Source organism: Verrucomicrobiia bacterium (assembly GCA_019634635.1).
GTDB lineage: Bacteria > Verrucomicrobiota > Verrucomicrobiia > Limisphaerales > UBA9464 > UBA9464.
This window is the reverse complement of the sequence record JAHCBB010000035.1, coordinates 24141-47983: the sequence shown is the minus strand read 5'-3', so window position 1 is coordinate 47983 and position 23843 is coordinate 24141. Positions and strand designations below refer to the sequence as shown.

At 67.0% G+C, this 23843-nt stretch carries 19 protein-coding genes; 13 read left to right on the top strand and 6 right to left on the bottom strand.

All coding sequences use genetic code 11. The features are described from left to right. Window positions 1-62: 62 nt before the first annotated feature. The 7 genes from KF791_17740 to KF791_17710 all read left to right on the top strand — a co-directional run bounded on the left by KF791_17740 (window position 63) and on the right by KF791_17710 (window position 9409). On the top strand, window positions 63-1298 hold the full coding sequence (locus KF791_17740) for a hypothetical protein (protein ID MBX3734422.1): 1236 nt from the start codon (window positions 63-65) through the stop codon (window positions 1296-1298). Next, complete coding sequence (locus tag KF791_17735; protein ID MBX3734421.1) at window positions 1295-2590, top strand: hypothetical protein; 1296 nt, start codon at window positions 1295-1297, stop codon at window positions 2588-2590. The genes KF791_17740 and KF791_17735 overlap by 4 nt, the downstream gene beginning before the upstream one ends. Window positions 2591-3309: 719 nt before the next feature. Beyond that, window positions 3310-5199: a biosynthetic-type acetolactate synthase large subunit gene (gene ilvB / locus KF791_17730; GenBank protein MBX3734420.1), complete on the top strand. Its 1890-nt coding sequence runs from the start codon at window positions 3310-3312 to the stop codon at window positions 5197-5199. Window positions 5200-5208: 9 nt separating this feature from the next. Continuing rightward, on the top strand, window positions 5209-6315 hold the full coding sequence (locus tag KF791_17725) for a hypothetical protein (protein MBX3734419.1): 1107 nt from the start codon (window positions 5209-5211) through the stop codon (window positions 6313-6315). 173 nt (window positions 6316-6488) lie between these two features. Beyond that, entirely contained in the window at window positions 6489-7043 is a 555-nt protein-coding gene (locus KF791_17720) for an HAD-IIIA family hydrolase (protein MBX3734418.1), read from the top strand. A 225-nt stretch (window positions 7044-7268) separates the two neighbouring features. After that, window positions 7269-8042, top strand: a complete 774-nt coding sequence (gene proC, locus KF791_17715; protein MBX3734417.1) for a pyrroline-5-carboxylate reductase — start codon at window positions 7269-7271, stop codon at window positions 8040-8042. An 11-nt stretch (window positions 8043-8053) separates the two neighbouring features. After that, window positions 8054-9409, top strand: a complete 1356-nt coding sequence (locus tag KF791_17710) for an AI-2E family transporter (GenBank protein MBX3734416.1) — start codon at window positions 8054-8056, stop codon at window positions 9407-9409. Window positions 9410-9424: 15 nt separating this feature from the next. Here the strand turns inward: KF791_17710 and KF791_17705 are convergent, their stop codons facing one another. Continuing rightward, window positions 9425-10009, bottom strand: coding sequence for an HAD family hydrolase (locus KF791_17705; GenBank protein MBX3734415.1), 585 nt, complete (start codon window positions 10007-10009; stop codon window positions 9425-9427). Then, a complete protein-coding gene (locus KF791_17700) occupies window positions 10006-11019 on the bottom strand; it encodes a carbohydrate kinase (GenBank protein ID MBX3734414.1) in 1014 nt (337 codons plus the stop codon). Before KF791_17700 ends, KF791_17705 begins: the two co-directional genes overlap by 4 nt. Between KF791_17700 and KF791_17695 the strand changes: the two genes are divergently transcribed. Beyond that, window positions 11018-13000 carry an ATP-binding cassette domain-containing protein gene (locus KF791_17695; protein MBX3734413.1) on the top strand — a complete coding sequence of 661 codons (1983 nt, stop codon included), beginning with the start codon at window positions 11018-11020 and terminating at the stop codon, window positions 12998-13000. The two genes, KF791_17700 and KF791_17695, sit on opposite strands and share 2 nt — an antisense overlap. Window positions 13001-13018: 18 nt before the next feature. Here the strand turns inward: KF791_17695 and KF791_17690 are convergent, their stop codons facing one another. Further along, window positions 13019-13441: a GNAT family N-acetyltransferase gene (locus KF791_17690; GenBank protein ID MBX3734412.1), complete on the bottom strand. Its 423-nt coding sequence runs from the start codon at window positions 13439-13441 to the stop codon at window positions 13019-13021. A gap of 131 nt (window positions 13442-13572) precedes the next feature. Between KF791_17690 and KF791_17685 the strand changes: the two genes are divergently transcribed. The 3 genes from KF791_17685 to KF791_17675 all read left to right on the top strand — a co-directional run bounded on the left by KF791_17685 (window position 13573) and on the right by KF791_17675 (window position 16563). Beyond that, window positions 13573-14463 (top strand): hypothetical protein, encoded by an 891-nt coding sequence (locus KF791_17685; protein ID MBX3734411.1) that lies wholly within the window; start codon window positions 13573-13575, stop codon window positions 14461-14463. Window positions 14464-14658: 195 nt separating this feature from the next. After that, window positions 14659-16053 carry a hypothetical protein gene (locus KF791_17680; protein ID MBX3734410.1) on the top strand — a complete coding sequence of 465 codons (1395 nt, stop codon included), beginning with the start codon at window positions 14659-14661 and terminating at the stop codon, window positions 16051-16053. A 165-nt stretch (window positions 16054-16218) separates the two neighbouring features. Continuing rightward, window positions 16219-16563 (top strand): DUF721 domain-containing protein, encoded by a 345-nt coding sequence (locus KF791_17675; GenBank protein ID MBX3734409.1) that lies wholly within the window; start codon window positions 16219-16221, stop codon window positions 16561-16563. Between the two features lie 36 nt (window positions 16564-16599). Here the strand turns inward: KF791_17675 and KF791_17670 are convergent, their stop codons facing one another. Then, window positions 16600-17511, bottom strand: a complete 912-nt coding sequence (locus tag KF791_17670) for an SDR family oxidoreductase (GenBank protein ID MBX3734408.1) — start codon at window positions 17509-17511, stop codon at window positions 16600-16602. Window positions 17512-17650: 139 nt separating this feature from the next. Next, window positions 17651-19102 (bottom strand): IS4 family transposase, encoded by a 1452-nt coding sequence (locus tag KF791_17665; GenBank protein MBX3734407.1) that lies wholly within the window; start codon window positions 19100-19102, stop codon window positions 17651-17653. 64 nt (window positions 19103-19166) lie between these two features. Here KF791_17665 and KF791_17660 point away from each other — a divergent pair, with 64 nt between their 5' ends. Continuing rightward, a complete protein-coding gene (locus KF791_17660; GenBank protein ID MBX3734406.1) occupies window positions 19167-19505 on the top strand; it encodes a hypothetical protein in 339 nt (112 codons plus the stop codon). 476 nt (window positions 19506-19981) lie between these two features. Further along, window positions 19982-23140 carry a fused MFS/spermidine synthase gene (locus KF791_17655; GenBank protein ID MBX3734405.1) on the top strand — a complete coding sequence of 1053 codons (3159 nt, stop codon included), beginning with the start codon at window positions 19982-19984 and terminating at the stop codon, window positions 23138-23140. Between the two features lie 25 nt (window positions 23141-23165). On the opposite strand, the gene KF791_17650 is transcribed toward KF791_17655, so the two are convergent. Further along, window positions 23166-23831 (bottom strand): VTT domain-containing protein, encoded by a 666-nt coding sequence (locus tag KF791_17650; GenBank protein ID MBX3734404.1) that lies wholly within the window; start codon window positions 23829-23831, stop codon window positions 23166-23168. Window positions 23832-23843 lie beyond the last annotated feature (12 nt).

Here is a 23843-nt window from a genome sequence, read left to right as displayed (position 1 = left end):
TGCGACAGAAACTTTTGTCGCGTGCCGGGGGTGCTATTGGTGCGGGACATTCACACGCTCTGATGACTCCTTCATCCAGACTCCTGCCTCGCCGTTCCTTCCTGCTGGCCGGCGCAGGCGCGGGGGTTGGCTGTCTCGCGTCACTTGAAGCCCCGCCGGACGCGAAGGTCGCGCCCGCCGCGGAGACCGCCGGGCCCCGACCGGAGTATCGCGGGCCCAACGTGGTCATCGTCCGGTGGGGCGGCGGATCGCGCCGCCGCGAGTCCATTGATCCCCGACACACCCGCGCCCCATTTCTGACCCATGAACTGTCCCGGCGCGGGGTCCTCTTCAGCCGCATGGAGATTGACCGGTTCCATGATTACCAGACCAGCCACGGCGAGGGCACCTTGTTCCTCCTCACCGGCCGTTATGATCGGTTCCGCGATGTCGCGGAGATGCGGCCTGAGGTGCCCCGGCGGTTCCTGGGCGCACGGTTCGAGGCGAAGGTGCCGACGCTCTTCGAGTATTTCCGCGAGGCTTTCGACGTGCCGGACCACCAGGCCCTGCTCGTCAATGGCGAGGACCGGGGCGACGAGGAGTTCTACAACTTCAGCAACCATCACCTGTTCGGGGTCCGGTACCGATCCCAGACCCTGAGCCTGCGTCGGTACAAGACGTGGCTGCTCCAGCAGCAGCTCGCGGACGGGCGGTTCACCGGCGCGGCACTGGAGAAGTCGCGGAAGGAACTGCGGGAACTGGAGTCCCTCGACTACCGGGCGGCCGGGGCCTCGGGTCCGGGACCGGCCCTCGGGGCATTCTGGGCCCGCTGGAGGGAGTACTACGGCGACAGCGGCCTCGTGAACCCGCGCGGTGACCGTCTGCTGACCGAGTTGACCCTCCGGGCCATCCGCGAGCTGCAGCCGCGTCTGGTCATGATCAACTATCAGGACGTGGATTACGTGCATTGGGGCTATCTCGACCATTATACCCGGGGCATGGCCATCATGGACGATGAGCTGCGGAAGCTGGTGGGGCTGGTCGAAGCCGAGCCCGGGTACCGCGACAACACGCTTTGGGTGGTCGTCCCCGACTGCGGGCGCGACGACAATCCGTTCATGGCCGTGCCGTGCCAGCATCACTTCGGGAGCCGGTCCGCCCACGAGATCTTTGCCCTGTTCCTCGGCCCGGGGGTACCGCGCGGACAGGTCGTGGATCGCGTCGTCAGCCAGGTCCAGGTTGCCGCGACCGTGGGACGCTTCATGGGATTCCCGACACCGTTTGCCGAGGGTGCCGTGCTGGAGGAGGCGTTTGCGTGACTCCGGACCGAACCTCCACTTCGTCAGCGGCTCACGAAAGGGGCAGCCCTGCGGCGCCCCGGTCGTCCTCCGCGACGGGAGAGGCGGCCGGGGCGCTGCCATTGCACGCGGCGGCCACCGGGCGCGCCATTCTGCGGCTGGGGGTGGGCCTTGGGCGCTGGCTGCTCGGGGCGTGGCTTTGCCTGGTGCCGCTGTTCAGCGTTTTGGTGGTGGGATGGACCGCCCGGGCCGCCCGACGGGAGGTGGTGCGGGCCTGGTGGCGGCGGAGTCCGCCGCGGGCTCGCGGCGTCTCCTTCGAAGCCTTCGTCGCGGAGGACCCGGCCACCTGCGAGCTTGCCGGCTGGCCGACGTGGTTTGCGGGTCCACGGCAGGACGAGGCCGGCCCCGGAGGGCGGCGGTTCCAAGTTGTCCGGTGGCTGGGCGGTCTGGGAACGAATGCACGGGTGGGCGCCGCGATGATCCTCAACACCTGGGTGATCACCCTGCCCGGATGCCTGTTGTGGGCCGTCTCGTGGTTTGCCGGCTGGCAGAACTCCTTCAACAAGGGCTACGAGCACGCGTGGTTTGGTCCCACGATCTTTGTCCTCGGCATGCTCCTGTTCCCGGTGGCCATGGTGTATCTCCCGATGGCGCAGGCACGCCAGGCGAGCACCGGGAACTGGCGATCGTTCTATCAGTTTCGCCTCGTCTGGCTGCTGGTGCGGAGGGAATGGCCGGCCGGTTTCGGTGTCGCCCTCGCCTGGGCGGGGGCCTGCGTGGCGGTGTTTCTGGTGAAGCTGGCGCCGGCGATCGCACAATACATTCCCGGGTTGCTGGACCTGCCGCGGGAACGTCAGCTCGAGGTGTCGCAGCGGTTCTTTGCCGTCGCGGCTCTCGGGTTGTTTCCCCTCTATGTGAGCCTCCGGTTGCTGGCGGCCCGGATGTATGCCAATGCCCTCCGGGACGCCTGGCAGCGGGGGGCGATCACGGAAGAGGACCTGGACGAACGGGAATGGCAGGCCCTTCGACGGCTGGAACTTCTGGTGCCGACCCCAGTGCCGGAGCGGCGGCGTCTGGTGCGGCTCGCCGCATGGCTGGCGACCCGCGCCGGGCGGATCACGGCCACCATGGCCATCCTGGCCCTTTGGTTCGCAACCTCGTTCCTGTTCACCGTTTCGGAGTTCATCGCGCGCACCGGGTCCGGACGCGGCTGGTGGAACCAGCCGATGATCCAGCTTCCCTGGTTTGACTACACTCCCCGGCACCTGCGGGGGCCCGGTGAGCTCCCGGAGGCTGATCCCGGCAATGGGTAGGGTCGGGTTTCACCGCGACCCTGATCAATTCCGTCGCGGCCGTGGACGAGCGCCGGGGAACGCGGGGAGCCCCGCCACCTTGGTGATTCCCCCGATCCCTTGGACGAATCCACACGCCCGGCGTCAGGTTGCGCGGACGGTTCGGCAGAGCCTCACCCCACCCGGCAAATGCTTCACCCCACCCGGCGAAAGCCTCTGCCCGCCGGTCCGATGCCTCAGCCCGCCGGGTAGGAGGCGCTTTCCAACAGATCCCTCACCGGACTGAAGCGCCGGGGAACGCGGGGAGCCCCGCCACCTTGGTGCTTCCCCCGATCCCTTGGACGAATCCACACGCCCGGCGTCAGGTTGCACGGACGGTTCGGCAGAGCCTCACCCCACCCGGAAAATGCTTCACCCCACCCGGCGAAAGCCTCTGCCCACCGGTCCGATGCCTCAGCCCGCCGGTCCGATGCCTCAGCCCGCCGGGTAGGAGGCGCTTTCCAACAGATCCCTCACCGGACTGAAGTGTCCACTTGACCATTCGCTGGAAGAAACCTCCCATAGATGCAGTTCAATGAACGGCGCAGCTCCAGTTGTACGACCCGGGGTCGGTGGCGACACCACCGCGGGTTCCTGCTGCGCCTAGGCCGGATTGCAACAGGAACCCACGGCTGGTGACGGCCGTGGGTTTTTCGTCGCCGGAGAACCGACGCCGTCCGGGCCAAAAATCGAGACTGATCATGAGCCAGAGCACCACAACCTCCTCCGCCCATCCCGTGACGTCCGGCGCAGCGGCGCCGCACGAAGTCGGGCCGCTGAAGCCCGGACGCGACATCTTCGTCGAGGCGCTCGAGCGCGCCGGCGTGGAGGTCATCTTCGCCTATCCGGGCGGCGCGAGCATGGAGATCCACCAGTCGCTCACCCGGTCGAAGATCCGCACCATCCTGCCCCGCCACGAACAGGGGGGCAGTTTCGCCGCCGAGGGCTACGCGCGCGCCACCGGCAAGGCCGGCGTGTGCATGGGGACCTCCGGGCCGGGGGCCACCAACCTCGTGACAGCCATTGCCGACGCCTACATGGATTCCTGCCCCCTCGTGGCCATCACCGGGCAGGTGACCCAGTCCATGATCGGCCGGGGCGCCTTTCAGGAGACCGACATGGTCGGCGTCACGCTGCCGATCGTGAAGCACAGCTACCTGATCACCGACATCAAGGACATCCCCCGGGTGGTCGCGGAGGCTTTTTACATCGCGGAGACCGGCCGGCCGGGTCCGGTGGTGATTGATTTCCCGAAGAACCTTCAGCAGGCAAAGGCCCAGCCCGTGTGGCCCACCCCGGAGGAGATCCGGCGCGGTCTGCGTGGCTACAATCCCAACATCACCGCCGGCGATCTGGAATTGAACGAGATCATCGGGCTGATCGAGAAGGCCGATCGCCCCGTCATCTATTGCGGCGGCGGCATCATCACCTCGGGCGCCGCCGCGGAACTCCGCAAGTTTGCCGAGACCACCCGGATCCCGGTCACCACCACCTTGATGGGCATCGGGGGCTTTCCCGAAACGCACCCGTTGTCCCTGCGCTGGCTCGGCATGCACGGATCGGCCGTGGCCAACTGGGCGGTCAGCGGCGAATTCGAGCCGCGGACCGATCCGTCGCAACCCATGGTCCGGATCCACGAGGGCGCCGACGTGCTCCTCGCGCTGGGCGTGCGCTTCGACGACCGTGTCACCGGGGCCTTCAGCGAGTTCGCGAAGCACGCGACGATCGTCCACGTGGATCTCGACGCCTCCGAGCACAACAAGAACAAGCGCGTGCAACTGGCGGTGCACGGGGACATCCGCGACGCGCTGAGCCGGCTGAACGCGCTCATCGCGCGGCGCGGGGGCATCCGGAAAACCTACCCGGGGTGGCATCGTCAGATCGAGGCATGGAAGGCCAAGGCGTCCTTCCACTACGAGGTCACTCCGGAGATCGCCGGCAGCGACCACATGAAGGACCACCTCCGGGGCCAGGAGGACCAGGTGATCCTGCCGCAAATGGTCATCGAGATGCTGTACGAGATGACCGGGGGGGATGCCATCATCACCACGGGCGTGGGCCAGCACCAGATGTGGTCCGGGCAATGGTTCAAGTACGACGAGCCGCGCACCTTCATCACCTCCGGCGGCCTCGGGTCCATGGGGTACGGCTATCCCGCGGCCCTCGGGGCCAAGGTGGCGCGTCCGGACAAGCAGGTGATTGACATTGATGGGGACGGCTCGTTCCTGATGAACATCCAGGAACTGGCGACCGCGCACGTGGAGAAGATCGCGGCCAAGGCCATCATCCTCAACAACCAGCACCTCGGCATGGTGGTGCAGTGGGAGGACAATTTCTACGCCGGCAACCGCGGCCACACCTACCTCGGCGACCCCGGGAACCGGGCACAGGTCTATCCGGACTTCGTGCGGGTGGCCAACAGCTTCAACGTGCCGGCCGAGCAGGTGATGTTCCGCCGCGACCTCCGCGCCGCGCTGCAGCGGATGCTGGATGCCAGCACGCCCTACGTTCTGAACGTGATGACGCCCTACTCGGAGCACGTGCTGCCCTTCATCCCGGCCGGGCGCACGGTGGCGGACATGAAGTGGTAGGACGCCGCGATGCGGAACCAGGACGGAACGGATGCGGGGCGCGAACGGGGCCGAAGGCGCCCGTGGGTCCTGTTGCTGCTGATCGCTCTGCTTCCCGGGGTCCCGCGGCTCGCGGCCGCCGAGCGGGTCCTGGATTTCTCCACCAACCAGCCGGGGCGGACGCCGGCGGGCTTCAAGGCGTTTGTCGCCGGTGAGGGTCCTCCGGCGGACTGGCAGGTGCAGATGGCCCGGGTGCCCTCGCTGATCGAACCGTTCAGCGACCGGGCGGCCTCCAATGCCCAGATCCCCGTCGTGGCCCAGTTGTCAAAGGACCCCAGCGATGAGCGGTTCCCGGTCTTGTATCTTGCGGATGAGCGGTTCGGCGACTTCACGTTCACCACGCGCTTCCGCATCGTCGGCGGGGTGGCGGAACAGATTGCAGGGATCGTGTTCCGCATGACGGACGAGCGGAACTTCTGCGTGGTGCGGGTCAGCGCGCTCGGCGGCAATGTGCGATTCTACCGCTTTGTGGACGGACGGCGGACCGCCCCGGTGGGCAATGACCTGCCCATCCGCAGCGGCCAGTGGTACGAACTCTCGGTGAAGGCCGAGGGGAACAAGTTCGACGTGTTCCTCGATGGACAGCGCGTCATGCCGACCCTCACCGACAACGCGCCCGCCGCGGGCCAGATCGGGTTTCTCACCAAGTCGGATACGGTTTGCGAGTTCGCCGATGTGCGGATCAACTATCGGCCGCTGGTGTCCTTTGCCGAGACGCTCCTGAAAGGCGTCCTTGAACGGCAGCCGCGGCTCTTGAATTTGAGAATTTACGGCACCACAGCGACCCGGCCCGAATTGCACGTCCTGGCGGCCAGGAACCCCGGGGAGATTGGGCTGGCGGCGTCCGATGTGGAGACCGGCGTGCTGGACAGCAACGAGACCTATTACGGCCGTGGCGATCAGGAAATTCTCGTGACCGCACCGCTCCGGGACCGCAATGGCGACGCGGTGGGCGTCGCCAAGTTCTTCCTGAAGCCCTTCGCCGGACAGACCGAGGCCAACGCCGTCGCCCGCGTGCTGCCGACGGTCCGCTGGATGGAGGCGCAACTCGCTGCCAGCGAGGGCCTCGGCGAGTAACCAGCCCCGGGAACCTGGGGACTATTCCCCGGCCCGCCGCGGAGAAACCGGATGGGGCGGGCCGAACGATCCGAACCCACCCCCTGCCGGGCCACCGAACTCCGGCTTGTTGCCCAAATGTGACCCGAACTCCTTTGCCCGAATCTGGCAGGCCCAATGCTATGCTCTGAGGCATGAGAGCAGCCGTCTTCTTCGAACGCGATGGGATCCTCAATCTTTGCGACACGGTGCAGGGACGCCCCGCGCCTCCCTTGAGACTGGATGAGCTCCGGGTCCATCCGGACGCCCCGCGCTGTCTGGCGGTGCTCAAACGCGCCGGATTCGTCCTGATCGGCACGACCAACCAGCCGGCGGTTTCCGAGGGCCTCCTCAGCCGCCGGGAACTCGATCTCATGCACGCCCTGTTGCAGCGCAAACTGCCGCTCGATGCCCTGCTGATGTGCCCGTATGACGACCCGGATCACCCCTGCCACAAGCCCCAGCCCGGCATGTTCCTGGAAGCCGCCTTCCAGTGGAGCCTCGATCTGGACCGGTCGTTTGTCGTCAGCGACAAGTGGATGGATGCCAAGGCCGCCCAGGTGGCCGGATGCACCAGCGTGATGCTGAACTCTCCGTGGATCGGCGACGATCACCACGATTTCGTGGTCGCGGATCTTCCCGCGGCCGTCGCCAAGATTTTGGATCTCCACGAGCACCTGCATGGCCACACCCTTGCTGCCAGCGCCTGAGCTTCCGCGTCCGGTGCGGACCGATCCGCCCGCCGATGCCGGCGGCCGGCGCGGGTTTGATCCGTTTCCCCGGCGCCGGCGCCGCCCGGAACGCCCGCTGCGCCAAAGGATCCGGTCGGCCGACCGGGAGGGCTGAAGGTCCTCTTTCCCGTCGCGTCGCGGGGCGTGCGCTGCTAGACAGCCGCCGTGTCGCTTCCCTCCCTCGGGTTTCTCGGTGCCGGCAAGATGGCAACGGCACTGGCGCGCGGCTTTCTCGGTGCAGGACTGGTCGGCCCCTCCGGTCTGGTGGCGAGTGATCCGGCGCGCCCGGCCCTCGACGCCTTTGTCGCTGCGACCGGCGGACGTGCCGTGTCATCCAATGCGGAGGTGGCGAGGGAGGCGGATCTCCTGTTTCTGGCGGTGAAGCCCGGGCACGTCCCCGGGGTCTTGAACGGGCTGCGCGGGCTGCTGGAGCCTTCGAGGCACCTGGTGGTGTCCATTGCCGCGGGAGTCCCGCTGTCCATCCTGGAGACCGCGGCGCCCGGGGTGCGCATCATTCGCGTGATGCCCAACACGCCGGCGCTTGTCGGCGCGTCGGCCTCGGCGTACGCCGCGGGCGCGGCGGCGACACCGGCGGACACCGAGGTCGTGCAGCGGCTGCTGGCCAGTGTCGGGCTGGCGATCCCGGTCGCGGAGCCGCTGCTGGACGCCGTGACCGGACTGAGCGGCAGCGGACCCGCCTACGCCTTTCTGATGATCGAGGCGCTTGCCGACGGCGGCGTGGCTGCCGGGCTGCCGCGCGACATCGCCCAACAACTCGCGGCGCAGACGTTGCTTGGGGCGGCCACGATGGTGCTGCAGACCGGACAGCACCCCGGAGTGCTGAAGGACGCGGTATGCAGCCCGGGCGGCACGACCATCGAGGCGGTGCAGGTGCTGGAGGACGGGGGGCTTCGCGGCACGCTGATGCGTGCCGTGCGGGCTGCCGCCGCGAAATCGAGGTCCCTTGGGAATTCCTGAAGCCGCACACCGTGTCGTTTCCGCCCCCAACCTCCCGCCAGGCGCGAGTCATCTGGTTCTCGGTCACGACGTTCGCCGTGGCGCTTTCGCTCGCGTTGCTGGCCCTCCTGCTGTTCGGTCTCGGCCGGCTCATTGATCTGCTCTCGCCGGTCCTCTGGCCCCTGGCGATCGGTGTCGTGCTGAGCTACCTGCTGGCGCCCGTGGCGGATTGGCTCGTGGAGCGCCGCATTCCCCGGTTGCGTGCCGTCTGCCTCGTATTCTTTGCGGGCGCGGTCCTGATCCTCGGGATGCTGGGCAGCGTGGTGCCGCGGGTCCTGGTCGAGGCCCGCGATCTGGCGTCCCAGGTGCCCGCTTACGCCGCCAAGGCGCGGGTCAGAATCGAGCATTGGATCGAGCGGCCGCCGGCCTCAGTGCTGCGGCTGATGCCGGACGAATGGCGGCAGCGCCTCGACTCACTGCGCAAGGCCATTCCCGGCGGAGGAGCCTCAAGCCGCACCGAGCCCCCTCCCGTGACCAACGCCGCACCGCCGGTTCCATCGCCCACCGAGCCCATCGCGACGGATCCGTCCGGGACTGCGGAGGAGCCCCCGACCCAGGCGATCGCCGCCCTGCCCGAGCCCGCCGCCTCCACCGCGGAGTCGCCGGTATGGATCCGCGCCTTTGATCCCCGCGCCCTCAAGTCCGTCGGCACCTGGATCGCGACCATCGGGCCGGATTTCGTGCATTGGAGCCTCGGAAAACTGGGGCGGGTGGCGGCGTGGTTCGGACTTCTGGCCGGACTGCTCCTCGTGCCCGTGTACACGTTTTTCTTCCTCCTGGAGCAACCCCGGATCGCCCGGTCCTGGACCGACTATCTCCCGGTGTCCGATCCCGATGTGAAGACCGAGGCGATCTTCGTCCTTCGCAGCATCAACGAGGCTCTGATCGTATTTTTCCGCGGACAGGTCCTGGTCGCGCTGTGTGACGGGGTGCTGTATGCCGTGGGCTTCAGCCTCATCGGGCTGCCCTACGCCCTGTTGCTTGGCGCCATGGCCAGCGTGGTCACGATCGTCCCCTTTCTCGGCGCGGCACTCACCTGCGGCACCGCACTGGTGGTCGCCCTGCTCCAGTTTGAAGGCTGGAGGCTCCCGCTGTTGGTGCTCGTCGTCTTTGGAGTGGTCCAGGTGATTGAGGGGTTCGTCCTGCAGCCCCGCATCATCGGCGATCGGGTCGGACTCCACCCGCTGACCGTGATTGTCGCCCTGATGGTCGGCACCGCGCTGATGGGAGGCATCCTGGGTGGACTGCTGGCGATCCCGATAACCGCCACCTTGGGAGTGCTCATGGGACGCTACGTCTGGCGCCGGAAGGCCGGGGCATCACCCTGAGCGGCCGTCTCCACCTCAGCCGGGTCGCGGCGTCTTGTGCGAAGGATCCAGGATCCATGACGCCGCCGCGGCCAGATCATCCACCACCACAGTCGCCGTCTCCCGGAGCCTTGCGGCCTCAAGGCGGGCGGTCTCCCCGCCATACCCCGTGCGTACCAGAAGGGACGCCGCGCAACCGGCACGTTGTCCGGTCTCCACGTCAATCCATTTGTCCCCGACCATGTAGCTGCTCCCCAGATCCACGCCGAATTCCTCGCGAGCATCCCACAAGGCCTGGGGCGAGGGCTTCCGCAGCCGGCCGGGCTGCCCCGGCGCCTCGGGCGCCACATAGATCCGGTCCAGACGCACGCCGTGCTCCTTCAGTAATGCGGTCATCCGGTCGTGGACGGCCTCGAGGTCGCGCCAGGTGAAACGGCCGCGTCCGATGCCCGACTGGTTGGTGACCATAAAGAGGCGAAACCCGGCGTCCGCCAGGCGTCGGAGGGCCGGCCCCGCGCCAGGGTACAACTCGAAGTCGTCCGGGCGCGACAGGTAGTGACGTTCGACGTTGAGGGTGCCATCGCGATCCAGAAATACCGCCCGGACCGTGGAGGGGGTCATGCGGGTTCCTCAAAACTGGCCTGGAGCTCCGCCGGATTCACAGTGGCCGTGCCCATTTTGCCCACGACCACTCCGGCGGCGTGGTTGGAGAAGATCGCCGCCTCCACGGGGTCGGCCCCGGCCGCAATGGCCAGCGTGAAACTGGCGATCACCGTGTCGCCGGCACCCGACACGTCGTACACCTCGCGGGCCACGGTGGGGACGTGGATGGGATCCCGGCCCGGGCGACACAGCAGCATCCCGAGTTCGCCCAGCGTGATCAGCAGGACCTCCGGTGCCAGCCCGGCAAGCAGATGATCGGCGACGGCGCGCAACGGGGCGTCCTGGAGCGGGTCCGCCTGGCGCGCCGTGTCGTCCTGACCCGCCAGTTCGAAGGCTTCCTTCCGGTTGGGCGTGATCAGCGACACCCCGGTGAGATCCCGGTGATGCACCGGCTTGGGATCCACGCTCAGCCAGCATCCACGCGCATGGCAGCGCTCCTTCACCGCCTGAAGCAGGCTGGCGGAAACCACCCCCTTGCCATAGTCACCAATGCTGACCGCGTGCGCTCCCTCGAGGGCGTCGTCGAACTGCCTCAGGAGCCGGCGGGCCGTGGCCTCGCTGATGTCCCCGCACGATTCGCGATCGAGGCGCGTGACCTGCTGCTGGTGTGCGACGATGCGCGTTTTCGTGGTCGTCAGGTGCCCCGGCAGTCCGAGGAGTCCGCGGCAGTCCACCTGCTGGTCCTCCAGAAGCAGTCGGAGCTGGGTTCCGTGAAAGTCCTCACCGACCACTCCGATCAACTGCGCCTGCCCGCCCAGTGCGGTCAGGTTTCGCGCCAGATTGGCCGCACCGCCGGGCATGAAACTCTCACGCTCGAACTCCACCACGGGCACCGGAGCCTCCGGCGAGATCCGCGTGACGCGGCCCCAGATGAAATGATCGAGCATGACATCGCCCAGAACGAGAATCCGGGTGCGGGCGCCCGCCTCGAGCAGTTCCCGAACCCGACGAGGGGAGAGACCGTTCATGTCCGGACAGCCTACCGGCGGAGGCTTCCCACCGGCAAGCGCCCCGGGGGTCCGGGGCCATCGGCCGCCCCCGTCAACGCCCGGCGACGACGCCTGCCGGCCCGCGTGCCGCCCGTCGAGGCATTGCGTCCCGGGCGCTGCCATTCCACGTTGGCGCGTGTCGTCGCCGTCCTCGTCCCCGGATCCCGCAACACCCTCCCGCCCTCGCGTGGAGTCCCTTCGCCAGGCGCTGCGGATCTTCCGGCATCTCCATCCGTACCGCCGGCGCTTCGCGGGCTCCCTCGTGGCCCTGCTGCTGGCCTCGTCCCTTGGCCTCGCGTTTCCTTACCTGACCGGACGCCTTCTGGACGCCTCCACGCAGCCGGTGCTGGCGGGGGGCGGGAATCTGCTGAACCGCCTGGCGCTCCTGCTGGTCGCGACGTTGGCTGTGCAGGCGTTTTTCTCATTTTTCTCCTCGTACGGATTCAACCGCTGCGGGGAAAGCGCGCTTGCCGACCTGCGGCGGGAGACCTTCGGGCGCCTGCTCGGCCTGCCGATGGCGTTCTTCGCCCGCCGTCGCGTCGGCGAACTCTCAAGCCGCCTCTCTGCCGACCTCACCGTGATCCAGGAAACGCTCACCGGAACCGTACCCCAGTTCCTCCGCCAAAGCGTGCTCCTCACCGGCGGCATCGTGCTCATCATCACCACCTCCTGGCGGCTGGGCGCCGTGATGATCTCCACCTTCCCCGTGCTGCTGCTCGCCGCGGTCCTCATCGGGCGCCGGATCCGTGCGCTGTCACGCACGGCGCAGGATCACCTCGCGGAGGGCGGCACGGTGGTCGAGGAATCCCTCCACGGCATCGTGAATGTGAAGGCCTTCGGGAATGAGCGCTTTGAACTCGCCCGGTACTCCCGGCACCTCGCGGATTTTCTGGGGGTGATCCTTCAAACCGCCCGCCTGCGCGCCTCGCTGGTGTCCTTCATCATCTTTGGTGTCTTCGGATCCATCGTGCTGGTGTTCTGGTTCGGGGCGCGCCTGATGCAGGCGGGTGAGATGACCTTCGGCGAACTGACCCGGTTCATCCTGTACACCACGTTTGTCGGCGGCTCGGTGGCGTCCTTCGCCGAGGTGTTCAGCCAGATGCAGAAGACCCTCGGCGCCACCGAACGCGTCCGGGAACTCCTCGACGAGACGCCCGAGATTCCGATGACATCCGGCGCATCCTCCGGCCCGGTGCCACGGCTGCGCGGCGAGGTCCGCTTCGACGCGGTTGAGTTCCGGTATCCGTCCCGTCCCGACGTCGCCGCCCTGCAGCGGCTCACGCTCCACGCGGCACCGGGCGAACGCATCGCCCTCGTGGGTCCGAGTGGCGCCGGGAAATCCACCATCGTCTCCCTGTTGTTGCGCCTCTATGAACCGACCTCGGGTCGCCTGTTTCTCGACGGGCGTCCGGCAGACACCTACCCGCTGCCGACGGTGCGCGGCAACATGGCGATCGTGCCCCAGGAGGTCCTGCTCTTCGGTGGCTCGATCGAGGAGAACATCCGGTACGGGAAACCGGACGCCACCGCCGCCGAGGTGCATGCGGCGGCCCGTCGCGCGGCCTGCCATGAATTCATCGAACGGTTTCCCGAGGGCTACCAAACCCGGGTGGGGGACCGGGGTGTGAAACTGTCCGGCGGCCAGCGGCAGCGCATCGCCATCGCCCGGGCCCTGCTCAAGGACCCGGCCATCCTGATCCTGGACGAGGCCACCAGCTCGCTGGATTCGGAAAGCGAGCGACTGGTTCAGGAGGCGCTCGGCGAGTTGCTGGCCGGCCGCACGGCATTCGTCGTGGCACACCGGCTTTCCACCGTGCGCCAGGTGGACCGCATCTATGTGATCGAGGACGGCACCGTCACGGAATCCGGATCGCACGATCTCCTGATGGCGCGCCCTGGCGGCACCTATCGCCGCCTGGCGGCGCTGCAGTTCCAGGAACCGGCGGCCATGGGGGCCTGAGCATCGCAGGGAGCGATTTCATCCCGGTTCCCCGATGGCGCGGGTCGCCGGAATCGTCCAGGCGGAGGGGTGGGCATCAAACCCCAGCGGGCGGTAATAATCCACCGCCTTGGGGGCCGCCAGAAGGATCAGGAGAGCCCGGGGACCCAGTCGCGATTGGGTCAGTCGCATCAGCTCCCGGCCGATGCCCTGCCTCTGGTAGTGGAAATCCACCGCGAGTTCGGCGAGGTAGCAACAGTACTCAAAGTCCGTCAGGGATCGGGCCACTCCGACGAGGCGGTCTCCATCCCACGCCGTGCACAGCAGGTTGGCGTGCTTCAGCATCGCCGCCATGCACCCTGGATCCTCCACGGGACGACGCTCCGCCAGGGTGGACCGTCGAAGGACGTCAATGAACTCCTCGACCGAGATGGGGCGCCGATGTTCGTAAACAATGTGCATGGGCCAACGACGGTTGAACGGCAGATGCGGGCACCTTGCAACGGCCGGTCCCCCGAGGCAATGCGCAGCCCGAACCGTCGTGCCGGACGAAATTTTCTCGCCGGACGGGTCCGGGAGCGCAGCCTCGCCGGATGTCGAATCGCCTGCTGCTCGTGGACGGCCATGGATACGCCTACCGCGCCTTCCATGCCATCCGGTCGCTCAATGCCCCGGACGGCGCACCGACCAATGCGATCTACGGCTTTGTGAAGATGCTGCAAAAGATGGTGGGTCACCTGAAACCCACACATATCCTTGTCGTCTGGGATGCCGGTCTCGCCGCCGAACGGGCCGCGGCGCTGCCGGAGTACAAGGCGAACCGGGCGCCCACTCCGGAACCGCTCGAGCGGCAGTTTCCCCAGATCGAGGCCTGGCTGGATGCGGCGGGGTATCCGCAACATTGCGAAGACGGCACCGAGGCGGATGACTGGATCGGCACCTACGCCCGCCGGGCGGAGGCGGCCGGCTGGGGTGTGGTGATTGCCAGTGCGGACAAGGATTTCCTGCAACTCGTCAACGACCGCATCGGCATCCTCAACCCCAACGACAAGTCCGAGAAGATCTGGGGGGCGACGGACGTCGTGACCAAGACCGGGGTCACACCAGGGCAGGTGGCGGACTGGCTGGCGTTGGTGGGTGACGCCGTGGACAACATTCCCGGGGTCCCGGGCGTGGGCCCAAAGACTGCGGCAGAGCTGCTCCGGAAGTATGGCTCGATCGAGACGCTCTATGCCCGGTTGCCGGAGATCCGTTCGGAGTCCCAGCGCAATGCCCTCGCTGGCGCCGCCGAAGCTGTGAAGCGCAACCAGCTCATGGTTCGGCTTCATGAGGCGAAGTCTGGAGGCCCCGGCCTCGATCAGCTTTTGCCGCGCACTCCGGATCTGCCCGCGCTCCGGAGCTTCTACGCGCGCTGTGGGTTCAAAAGCCTCCTCTCCGAGGTTGCGGAAACCGGGAATGCCACCGTGCAGGGCACGCTGCTGTAAGGATCCGAACCGCAGGGTCATCGTCTGCGGACCCAAAGGGCGCTGGCGCGTCGCGGGCCCCACCGGGTCACCCACCGGCTCCCTTCCCGACAGGGCGAAGCTCCGCGGAGCCTTCGCCGGATCTCGATTCCGCGACCCCTCACGGCGCATTTTCCGGGATTGCCAGCGGCCGCGATTGGTCCTGATTTCTTCGCGATGAACACCCGGGCATTCAAAGTCTTCCGTCTTCTCATCGCAGCCGGAGGTCTTGTCTTGGGAGCTTCAGCCGCGGTGGAGGAGACCCCAGCCGCCCCGGAGCTCGGGACGCCCCAGGCTCCGGAGAAGGTGGCGCGGTTTCTCGAACTCTTTGTCGGCGGTTATCAGGTCCACGGACGGCGGGATCCAAAGTGGGACCCGGCGGCCCTTTCGGCCTTGAAACAGTTTGCCGATGCCCGCTCAGGCGCGGTTGAGTGGACCACGGAATCGGGCCGGGAGATGGTCCGGTTGGCGCGAGCGGCTCTTGATTCCGGATGTCCGGACCCACTGGTCCAGTACATTCATTGGAGGCGGGGCGACCGGGCAGCCCGGGCCCTGATCAACATCACGGAAATCGCCAGTTCGCTGGAGGCCAGCGGTTACGACCCGCTCCTCAAGAGCTACGGGCATTACTGGGCCTACGAAGCGCTCCACCCGGCACCGCGCTCGACGCCGCCGTCCGCCCAGGCGCTCCGTGCCCTCTCGGACGCCATGGCCCGGTTTCGGGAGGCCCTTGAGCGGCCAGGATTTCCCGAGAATGAGTTCGAAGATCTCGGGCGATCCCTCGCGGCACAGCTCAACACATCGGCGCTGGTGGACCTTCACTGGCCTGCTGTGGAAACGCTGCTCGTCTCGCGCCATGGGGATTCCGCGGCAGCCCAACTATTTCTCGGCGACCGATCCACGACGTTCGCATGGACGGCTCGCGGAGGGGGTTGGGCCTCGGACGTGACGGAAACCGGTTGGCGGCTCTTTGAGACGCGCCTGTCAACGGCGGAGACTGCGCTTCGCAACGCCTGGCGGCTCGATCCCTCGCTCCCGACCACGCCCGAGCGGATGATCTGGGTCTGCATCGGGCGCGGGCACAATCGCAGAGAGATGGAACTTTGGTTTCAGCGCGGTAGAAATCTGACGGTAGGTTCCTATGAGTTGCACCATGGCAAGGCGACCTACCTGATGCCGAAATGGCACGGTTCGATCAAGGAGGTCCTGGAATTTGGCCGCCAGTGTCTGACCGAGCCGGGTGCTGCCGGACGCCCCCGGCTTACCCTCGTGGACATCCACGAGGAGCTTGAGCGCTGCTCCCGCACCTCCGCGAAGGTGGATCTCGCCTATTTCCGTGAGCCGGTGGTCTGGCGGGAGATTCGCAGCTCGTTCGAGGCGTTCTTCAAGGACCAGCCGGAGGCGGTCGGATGGCACCATAATTTTGCCCTGCACGCGTGGCGGGCCCAGGACTGGGCGGTTCTGAATGCCGAAATCCCGAAACTGGGGTCGAAGATCAATTTCAAGTACTTCGGAGGGCAGGACGCTTACGAGCAGATGCTTGCCGATGCCGCTGCCCATGCTGCGCGTTGAGAGGCTCTGGGCGGAGAGACTCCGGTGGGCCGCATGAACGCAAGCCCTCCCGGGTGGAGCCCGTGCGACTTGACCGATTCGGGGCCAGCGGTCGAACTGGGCGTGTTGCCTGCAGATCCACCAGCCAGCCGGCCCCGGAGAGGGGGCGATCGCGGGCGCCGTCGCGTGCTCGCCGCATGGCGGGGGGTGGACCTCACCGAGGCGGAACGCGCGAGGGACTCCGCGGGACGTTCCCTTGCGGATCTGCTGCCGAGAGTCCTTCAGGGGATCCGGATTGACCGCCGCCAGGCCGAGTCCCAGATCGCCATCCTCTGGAACCAGATCGTTGATCCCCAAATCGCCGCCCACGCCCAACCGGTTGCCCTCGTCCGGGGGACTCTTGTGGTGGCCGTGGACAACAGTGTCTGGCTTGAGGAACTCGTCCGATACCGCCGTGAGGAGATCCTCGAAAGGGTTCAAGACGCCTTCGGCAAGACGATCGTCCGAAAGATCGCCTATCGCATCGGGTGAAGCGGGAGAACACCGCGCGTCCCGCGGCTGCATTCGCTACCCTACCGACCGGTTCCCACGCGCACGCGCCGCGGCGATGGCGTCGGCATAACCCTCGCGAAAGGTGGGGAAGTGCGGGGCCCAGCCGGTGGTGGCGCGCAGCTTCCGGTTGCTCACCCGCTTGTCGGTGATGCCGCGTTTCCTTGGACCCGCCTCCGCCGGATCGGCGGTTGGGGCCATCGGGCGGCCAAGTTCGGAAGCCAGCCATCCCAGGAATTCCCGCTGACGGACGGGCTGATCGTCCACGGCGTTGTAGGTATCGCCCGGTCGCCCGTGCTCCAGCACCGCGTGAAGCGCCCCGGCGACGTCATCGCGATGGATCATGTTGATCCACCGGGAGCCGTCCCCCTGCTGCCGGGCCTCTCCGCGGAGGAATTGCTGGAAGAGGTGGCCCCGACCGGGGCCGTAGATGCCGGCCACCCGCACGATGCATCCGGGAACCAGCCCGGTCAGGGTCGCGTCGCGCACCAACTGTTCCACCTCGACCAGGACCCGCCCGGTGTCGGTGGACGGCTCGGCGGGCGCGGTCTCGTCCACCCACTCACCGGTGGTCTGTCCATACACGCTGGTGCTGCTGGTGTACGCGAACGCGGCCGGGGGGGTCCGTGCCAGCCATTCGAGCAGATGACGCATTCCATCGCGATACACGCTGGCATACGCGGCGGGGCCTCCGCGGGAGGACGATACGGCATTGATCACCCAGTCAAACGGGCCGGGCAGCGACGCGAGCGTTTCCGGGCGTGTCACGTCGCCGGCGAGCGGTGCAACCCCCGCTGCAGCAAGTTCCGGCAGATCGCCTGTCGAACGTCTCAGGCCGAAAACCTGATGGCCGGATGCCAACAAGCGGCGGGCGAGCGCGAGCCCGACATAGCCACAGCCGACAATCAAGACCCGGCGGGAATCCGTCATGCGGCACCACCCTGTGGTCGCGACGCCCGGGCGCAAGAGAATCGGCGATCCGGTTTGGTGTTTCGAGATCGGGCGGCCCAAGGGACCGGACAAAGCGGACAAAGGGGCGGACGAAGGGACAGGTCAGAATGGCGCTAAGTTAAGAGCCAACAAAACTGGGGCTTTTGACTGAGCGTCGGTAGCGGTTTTTGTGCGGGATTTCCCTATAAACCCGGCGTGGAGCCGTCAAGAGCGGATAGGGCTTTGGACGACGCTTGACCGCTCTGGGTTCTCGTCGTCCGGGACGCTCGGGCACCAAATCTGCCGCCACGACTTTGTACAGTTGCTGCTGAATCCGTTGCCGTCGTTTGGCGCTGGGGGCGCGGAGGCAGGCTTCGGCAAAGGTGTGCACCGCGCCAAGAGTGCCCTTAAAGCTGATCCGCTGCAGGGGGACGAGGTGACGGCGGGCGGCCTCCAGGGCCACCCGGCGCACCAGATTGTGTGACAGGAAATGCAGGCGCAATTCCCGATCAATCATGGCCGGCGATTTGCAGCTCAAGTGCTCCATCTGCAGTGTCGTCTTGAGGTGCCGGAAGCTCAGCTCCATTTCCCAGCGACGCAGGTAGAGTTCGGCCAGGGCCTGGGGCGGATACCTCACCGGATCCAGCAGCGTGGTGACCAGGAGCACGGAACGGGTTCGGAAGCCGGGCACTCGCATCGCGACTCGCACCACCCGAACCGTGATTTCGTCGGGCAACTGGGCCCAGAACTCCTCACTCATGTATCGGGGTTGGCTGCCGCGATGCCAGACGACCAGGCGGTCGTCGGTTCCCAGACGTTTGCCCCGGCGAAAATCCAGCCGGCGCATGGCGGTGTTGGCTCGAAAGACCCCATCCAATCCGCGGGCCAAACATTGCGCCAAGACCGGAAAGTTTCCAAACCCCCGATCCCCCAGGAGCACCTCGCCGGCGGAGAAGCACTCCAGGAGTGAGGCCAGCAGGCTCAACTCATGCTGGTACCAGTGCCCGGTGACCCAATGAACCATCATGCCGGTGGCCAAGCAGAAACTGGCCAGGATCCGTGCCACCGGGAAGCCGCATCCGGGCTTCTGGGTATTGGACTGAGGAAACACGGCCTGATTTTCCGGGGTATCGGCCATGGTGACGCAGGTGCCGTCCAGCGCGCGGACGCGTCGGCCGCACCACAGATCGCCCTGGGTCACCCGGCGCTCCGCGTCCTGCACGACCTGATTGTGGATCTCCTCCAGACGTTCCACAGGCAACTTGGCTCGCGCCATGCAATAGGCGGTCCGGTCATCGGTCGGCGCGGGAAGGCCTTGAGAGGTGCACAACGCGATGGCTTGGCGCACCGCATCACGACAGGAGGAACCGGCCTGGGCGACCTGCCAGAGGAAGCACCAGAACGTCAGTCGCAACGTCCACTGCCGCTGACGCGAAAAGTCCTTCTCGTCCTGCTGGGAGAGGCGCCAGGCGGGAATCCAGGGTTCAAACAAGCGTTCGAGTTGGTGGACGGAATGCTGGGCGGGAGTGTGGAACTTCTTGTAGGCACGTTGAAATCCGCCAGCCCACGAGGGGAAATCAGGAGTTGACATATCGGACAGTGCATACACTGTCCCATTGTTGACGCGGAATCCACCACAAAGTACTATTTTGCCCGTGAAAAACTCCAACGAGTCCTACCCCCAGGAATATGAGCGCTTGCGGGCACAATTGGCGCAGACCGGCTGGGTGGCGCTGGGCAGCGTGGTGGAACGAGACCAACCTGGCCAAGGCGGTCCGCGCTACCAGTGGTCGCGGAGGGTGAATCAGAAGACCGTCACGGTTGCCTTGAGCCGGGAGCAGTTTGATTGGATCAAACACGCTATCCAGAGGAATCGGAAGGCATGGGAAATCTTGGAGCAAATGCACCAACAAAGTCTCGAGTACATGTGGAAAACGCTTCCGAGCACCACCCGTCGCAAACGCCTCACCAAGAAAACGTTAGGGCTTAACTAAGCGCCATTCGGGACAGGTCAACAGTGCGGGTACGGAGCCTCAGGAGGCCATGGCTTGGATTCACGGCCAAAGGGACAGGTCATTGGGTGCGGACAAGGGGACAGGTCAACCGTTCGGACCGGCCAAAGGGACAGGTCAACAGTGCGGGTACGGAACTTCAGGAGGCCATGGCTTGGATTCACGGCCAAAGGGACAGGTCATTGGGTGGGCGATCCGGTTCGGACAAAGGGACAGGTCAACCGATTGGGGTCATTGGGAAGGGTTTCGGGGGACGACAAGCGACAAGGGGACAGGTCATTGGGAAAGGGTTCGGAGAAAGGGACCGGAGAAAGGGACAGGTCAACCGTTCGGATATGGAACCGCGAACCCGGCGGGTGGCGACTGCACCCGCGCGCGGCTCGCCAGAGGTCCGCTTCACGATCGGGGGCCGTCCGTGGGACTCGCCCCCCACGGGCTCCGCCGATAGGGTGCCCTCCATGAATCGTCACCCGCGGACGGTCCTCGCAGTGGTCCTCGGTTCCTTCTTCATCTCGGGGGTCGCCGGGCTGCTGTACCAGGTGGTCTGGACCCGCTACCTCGCTCTTTTCCTTGGGCATACCAGCTATGCGGTCATCGCAGTGCTGGCGGCCTTCATGGGCGGGCTGGCGCTGGGCAATGCGTGGTTGGGTGCGGTGGCGGATCGTGTCCGGCGTCCGCTCTTGATGTACGCCGGTCTTGAGCTGGGCATCGGGGTTTTTGCCCTCCTGTTCCCGAAGTATTTCAGCCTGATGCAGGGGGCGTTCATCGGGGTGGTCCGCGCCGCCGGCCCCGAAGGCGTGGCGCGGCTGACGCTGCAATTCCTGTTCGCGGGGGCGACCATTCTCCTTCCAACGGTGCTGATGGGCGCAACGCTGCCGGTGCTCACGCGGTTTGTGACGCGCTCGCTGTCGGAACTGCGGGGGCGGGTGGCCACCCTGTACGCCATCAACAGCACTGGGGCGGTGTTCGGCACCTTGTGGGCCGATTGGTGGCTGATTCCGGGGATGGGTCTGGAGCCGACGGTTCAACTGGGGGCGGTGCTGAGCCTCGCTGTGGGGTTGGTGGCGTGGGGAGTCAGCAGGGCGACGGGGGAATCGGACGATCCGGTGCCCGCGGCGACGGCCGAACCGGTCGCGGAGACCTTCACCCCGGCGCAACTGCGGCTGGCGCTGGCGGCCATCGGCATCTCGGGGTTTGTGGCCATGGTCTACGAGGTGGCCTGGACCCGCCTGCTGGCGCTTTCGCTGGGCTCCAGCACCCACGCCTATTCGCTCATGCTGGCGACCTTCATCAGCGGCATCGCGGCGGGTGGCTGGTGGGTCGCGCGATGGCGGCATCCGGGCGGCACCCTGGAGGCCTTTGGCAAGGCGGAGCTCGCGCTGGCGGCGTCGTTGTTTGTGTCCATCTGGTTCTACGACCTGTTGCCGTGGTGGTTCGTGGAATTGTCGGAGCTGCTCGGGCGCACCGCCGGGGCGTTCGCGCTGTACGAGTTGATCCAGGCGTTGGTGTGTTTCGGAGTCATGTTCCTGCCCGCCGCCTGCCTCGGCACCACGCTGCCGCTGGCGAGCCGGGCGGCGACCGCGGCACTGGCGGTGAGCGGACGCTCGGTGGGCCGGGTGTTCGCGTTGAACACCCTCGGGACCGTTCTGGGTGCGGTGGTCGGGGGCCTCGTGCTGCTGCCGATGCTCGGGCTGGCCAGGACGTTCGCCCTGGGAATTGCAGTGAACGCCCTGCTGGGCATGGCCATCCTCGCCCCGCGCTGGCGTCACCGGGCCCTGGTCTGGGCGGTGCCCGCCGCGGTGCTCGTGGTCACGTGGTGGGGCGCAGTCCGGTTGCAACCGAGATGGGAGCGGGCCTTCGCGCTCGGGATCTGGCGGGCCGGGATCACCCGACCCACCCTGGCGGACTACCGGGCCATGGTGGACGCCGTGGACCTTCGATTCTACCGCGACGGCGCCGGATCCAGCGTTGCCGTCATTGCCGACCGCCTGTCCTCGGGGGTCGAGCAGCTTTCCCTGCGGGTCAATGGCAAGACCGACGCCACCTCGGTGGGTGACATGTCCACCCAGGTGCTCATGGCCCATGTACCCATGCTGGTGGGACCCGGCGGCCGTGAAGCACTGGTCGTGGGACTTGGCAGCGGGGTGACCGTCGGCTCGTTCCTTCGTCATCCGTCCATCACCCGGGTGGAAGTCGTGGAAATCTCGCCGGAGGTGGTGGAGGTCGCCGGACGCTTCTTCGGCCCGGCCAATCACTCGGCGTTGTTGGATCCGCGGGTCCACCTGGTCATCGAGGATGCCAAAACGTTCCTTCAAACCACGCCTCGAACTTACGACGTCATTGCCACCGAGCCGTCAAATCCGTGGATGGCCGGTGTCGCCGGGGTGTTTTCCCGCGAGTATTATCTGAACCTCCGGTCGCGACTGAATCCCGGGGGCGTCGTGGCCCAATGGTTTCAGGTGTATGAATCCAGCGACCGGATCGTGGACATCGTCATCCACACGTTCAGCTCGGTGTTCCCCAACGTGGGCGTGTGGCACATCGGCCCGGGGGACGTGCTGCTCATCGGGACCCTGGGGCCGATGATGCCCGATCTCGCCGACCTGCAGCGGCGCTTCAACGAACCCGGGGTCCGCGACGAGCTCGCCTCGGTCGGCATCCAGTCCCCGATGACCCTGCTGGGACTTGAACTGATCCCGCAGGGTGCGGGCGCGTCCGTGCCGGAGGCGTTTCCAGAAACGCCCATTCACAGCGATTTCCATCCGATCCTGGAATATGCGGCACAACGCGCGTTTTTCGAGCGTGGCAATGCGGAGAAGCTCTTTGTCGTCGGCGAACCCCAGCAACCCCGCTCCCGCATGCTGCTCTCACAGTGGCGCCCGCTCGCCGAGCTGGGACCTGCGGACTTCCGCCAGTTCGCGACGTTGTTCCGGGCGTCCTCGATCCCGGAGGCCACCATCCTCCGGTCGCAGGTGCGCCGATGGCTGGAGGTCGCCCCGGACGACCTGTATGCCCTCGAGTGGCTGGCCGGTCTGGACCGCAATGTGCCCAGCGCGGAAGCCCCGTCGGCGATGCTGGCGGCGCGTCCGAATTTTCGAGTCGCGCGGGAACAACGGGCCGTGCCGCTGCTCCGGATTGAAGCGACCGCACTGTTGAACGTGCATCGGGCGCGTCGGACGGCGTATTACGTCCCGGATTCGGCATCCCTCGAAGCGTTGTTGGCGGAACTGATCGCGGTGGATCCGGAGGAGCGGCGACTGCACCGCGCGCATCTGGCGGAAGTGTTGTGGGACCGTGGGGAGGATGCGCGGTTCCGGGAGCTCGCAACGCTGGTCTTCGCGCCGCCCTCCGAGGAAACCGGGCTGGTGAATTTCCAGTCGGATTCCCGGGCGCCGGCGGCGGTCGTGTTGCGGATGATGCTCGACGCCGAGCGACGCGGCGACCTCAGGGGTGCGGTGCAGGTGGTGCGCGATGCCATCAGCCGCGGCATCGCCGGGCAGGCCGGGCGGGACCGGGATCCGGTGCTGGAGTACGAGGTGCGGCGGCTGCTGACCCTCGCGCTGGCCCGGCCTGCGGAATCCGGTCTGCAGTCGGGCCTGCCGGGCCTCGCTCCGTAGGCGCCGCCGGACCGTGAACCCGGGATCAGGAACGCCCCGAATCCGCGCGGTCGGCCGGCCCCGGATCCGGGGAGCGCCTCACCAACAACCGGCCGATCAGCAGCCAGAGCAACGGGGGGCCCAGCAGGCTGAGTGCGGTGGCAATGCCGGGGTGACGGTTTCCCGCGTGGCCAACCCAGGCGTAGGTAAAACTCATCGGCACGGACCCGCAGACCAGGGCGGCCGCGAACGTAGTCCAGCGCATCCGGATCAATCCGGCTGCGCAGGAAATCACTTCAGGAAACAGCGGGAGCCATCGGGAGAGCACGACCAGCCAGGCACCCCATCGTTGGAAGAGCCGGGTCCCGCGCTCCAGGTCCCGGACACCCACGAGGCGCAACGCAACCCCCCGGCCAAGGGCGCGGCAAAGTCCGTACCCGATCATCCCCGAGGTGAGGGATCCCGCGGCCCCGATGCTCCCGCCGAGCACGGGTCCGTAGAGGAACCCGAGTGCGGCGAGGATCGCGGTGGCGGGCACCGGGAGCACCAGATCGGCGGCGAGCAGCAGCCACGCGGCCGCCCAGGCCCAGGCTCCGTGTCGTCGCAATCCGTCCGCGGCGGCCTCCGGGGTCAGGTCGAGGCGGTGCCCCCAGAGCAGGAAGGGAATCAGCAACACCGCGGCCAGTCCGAGAAACAGCCAGAGCAGTCGCATGCGTGCAGATTC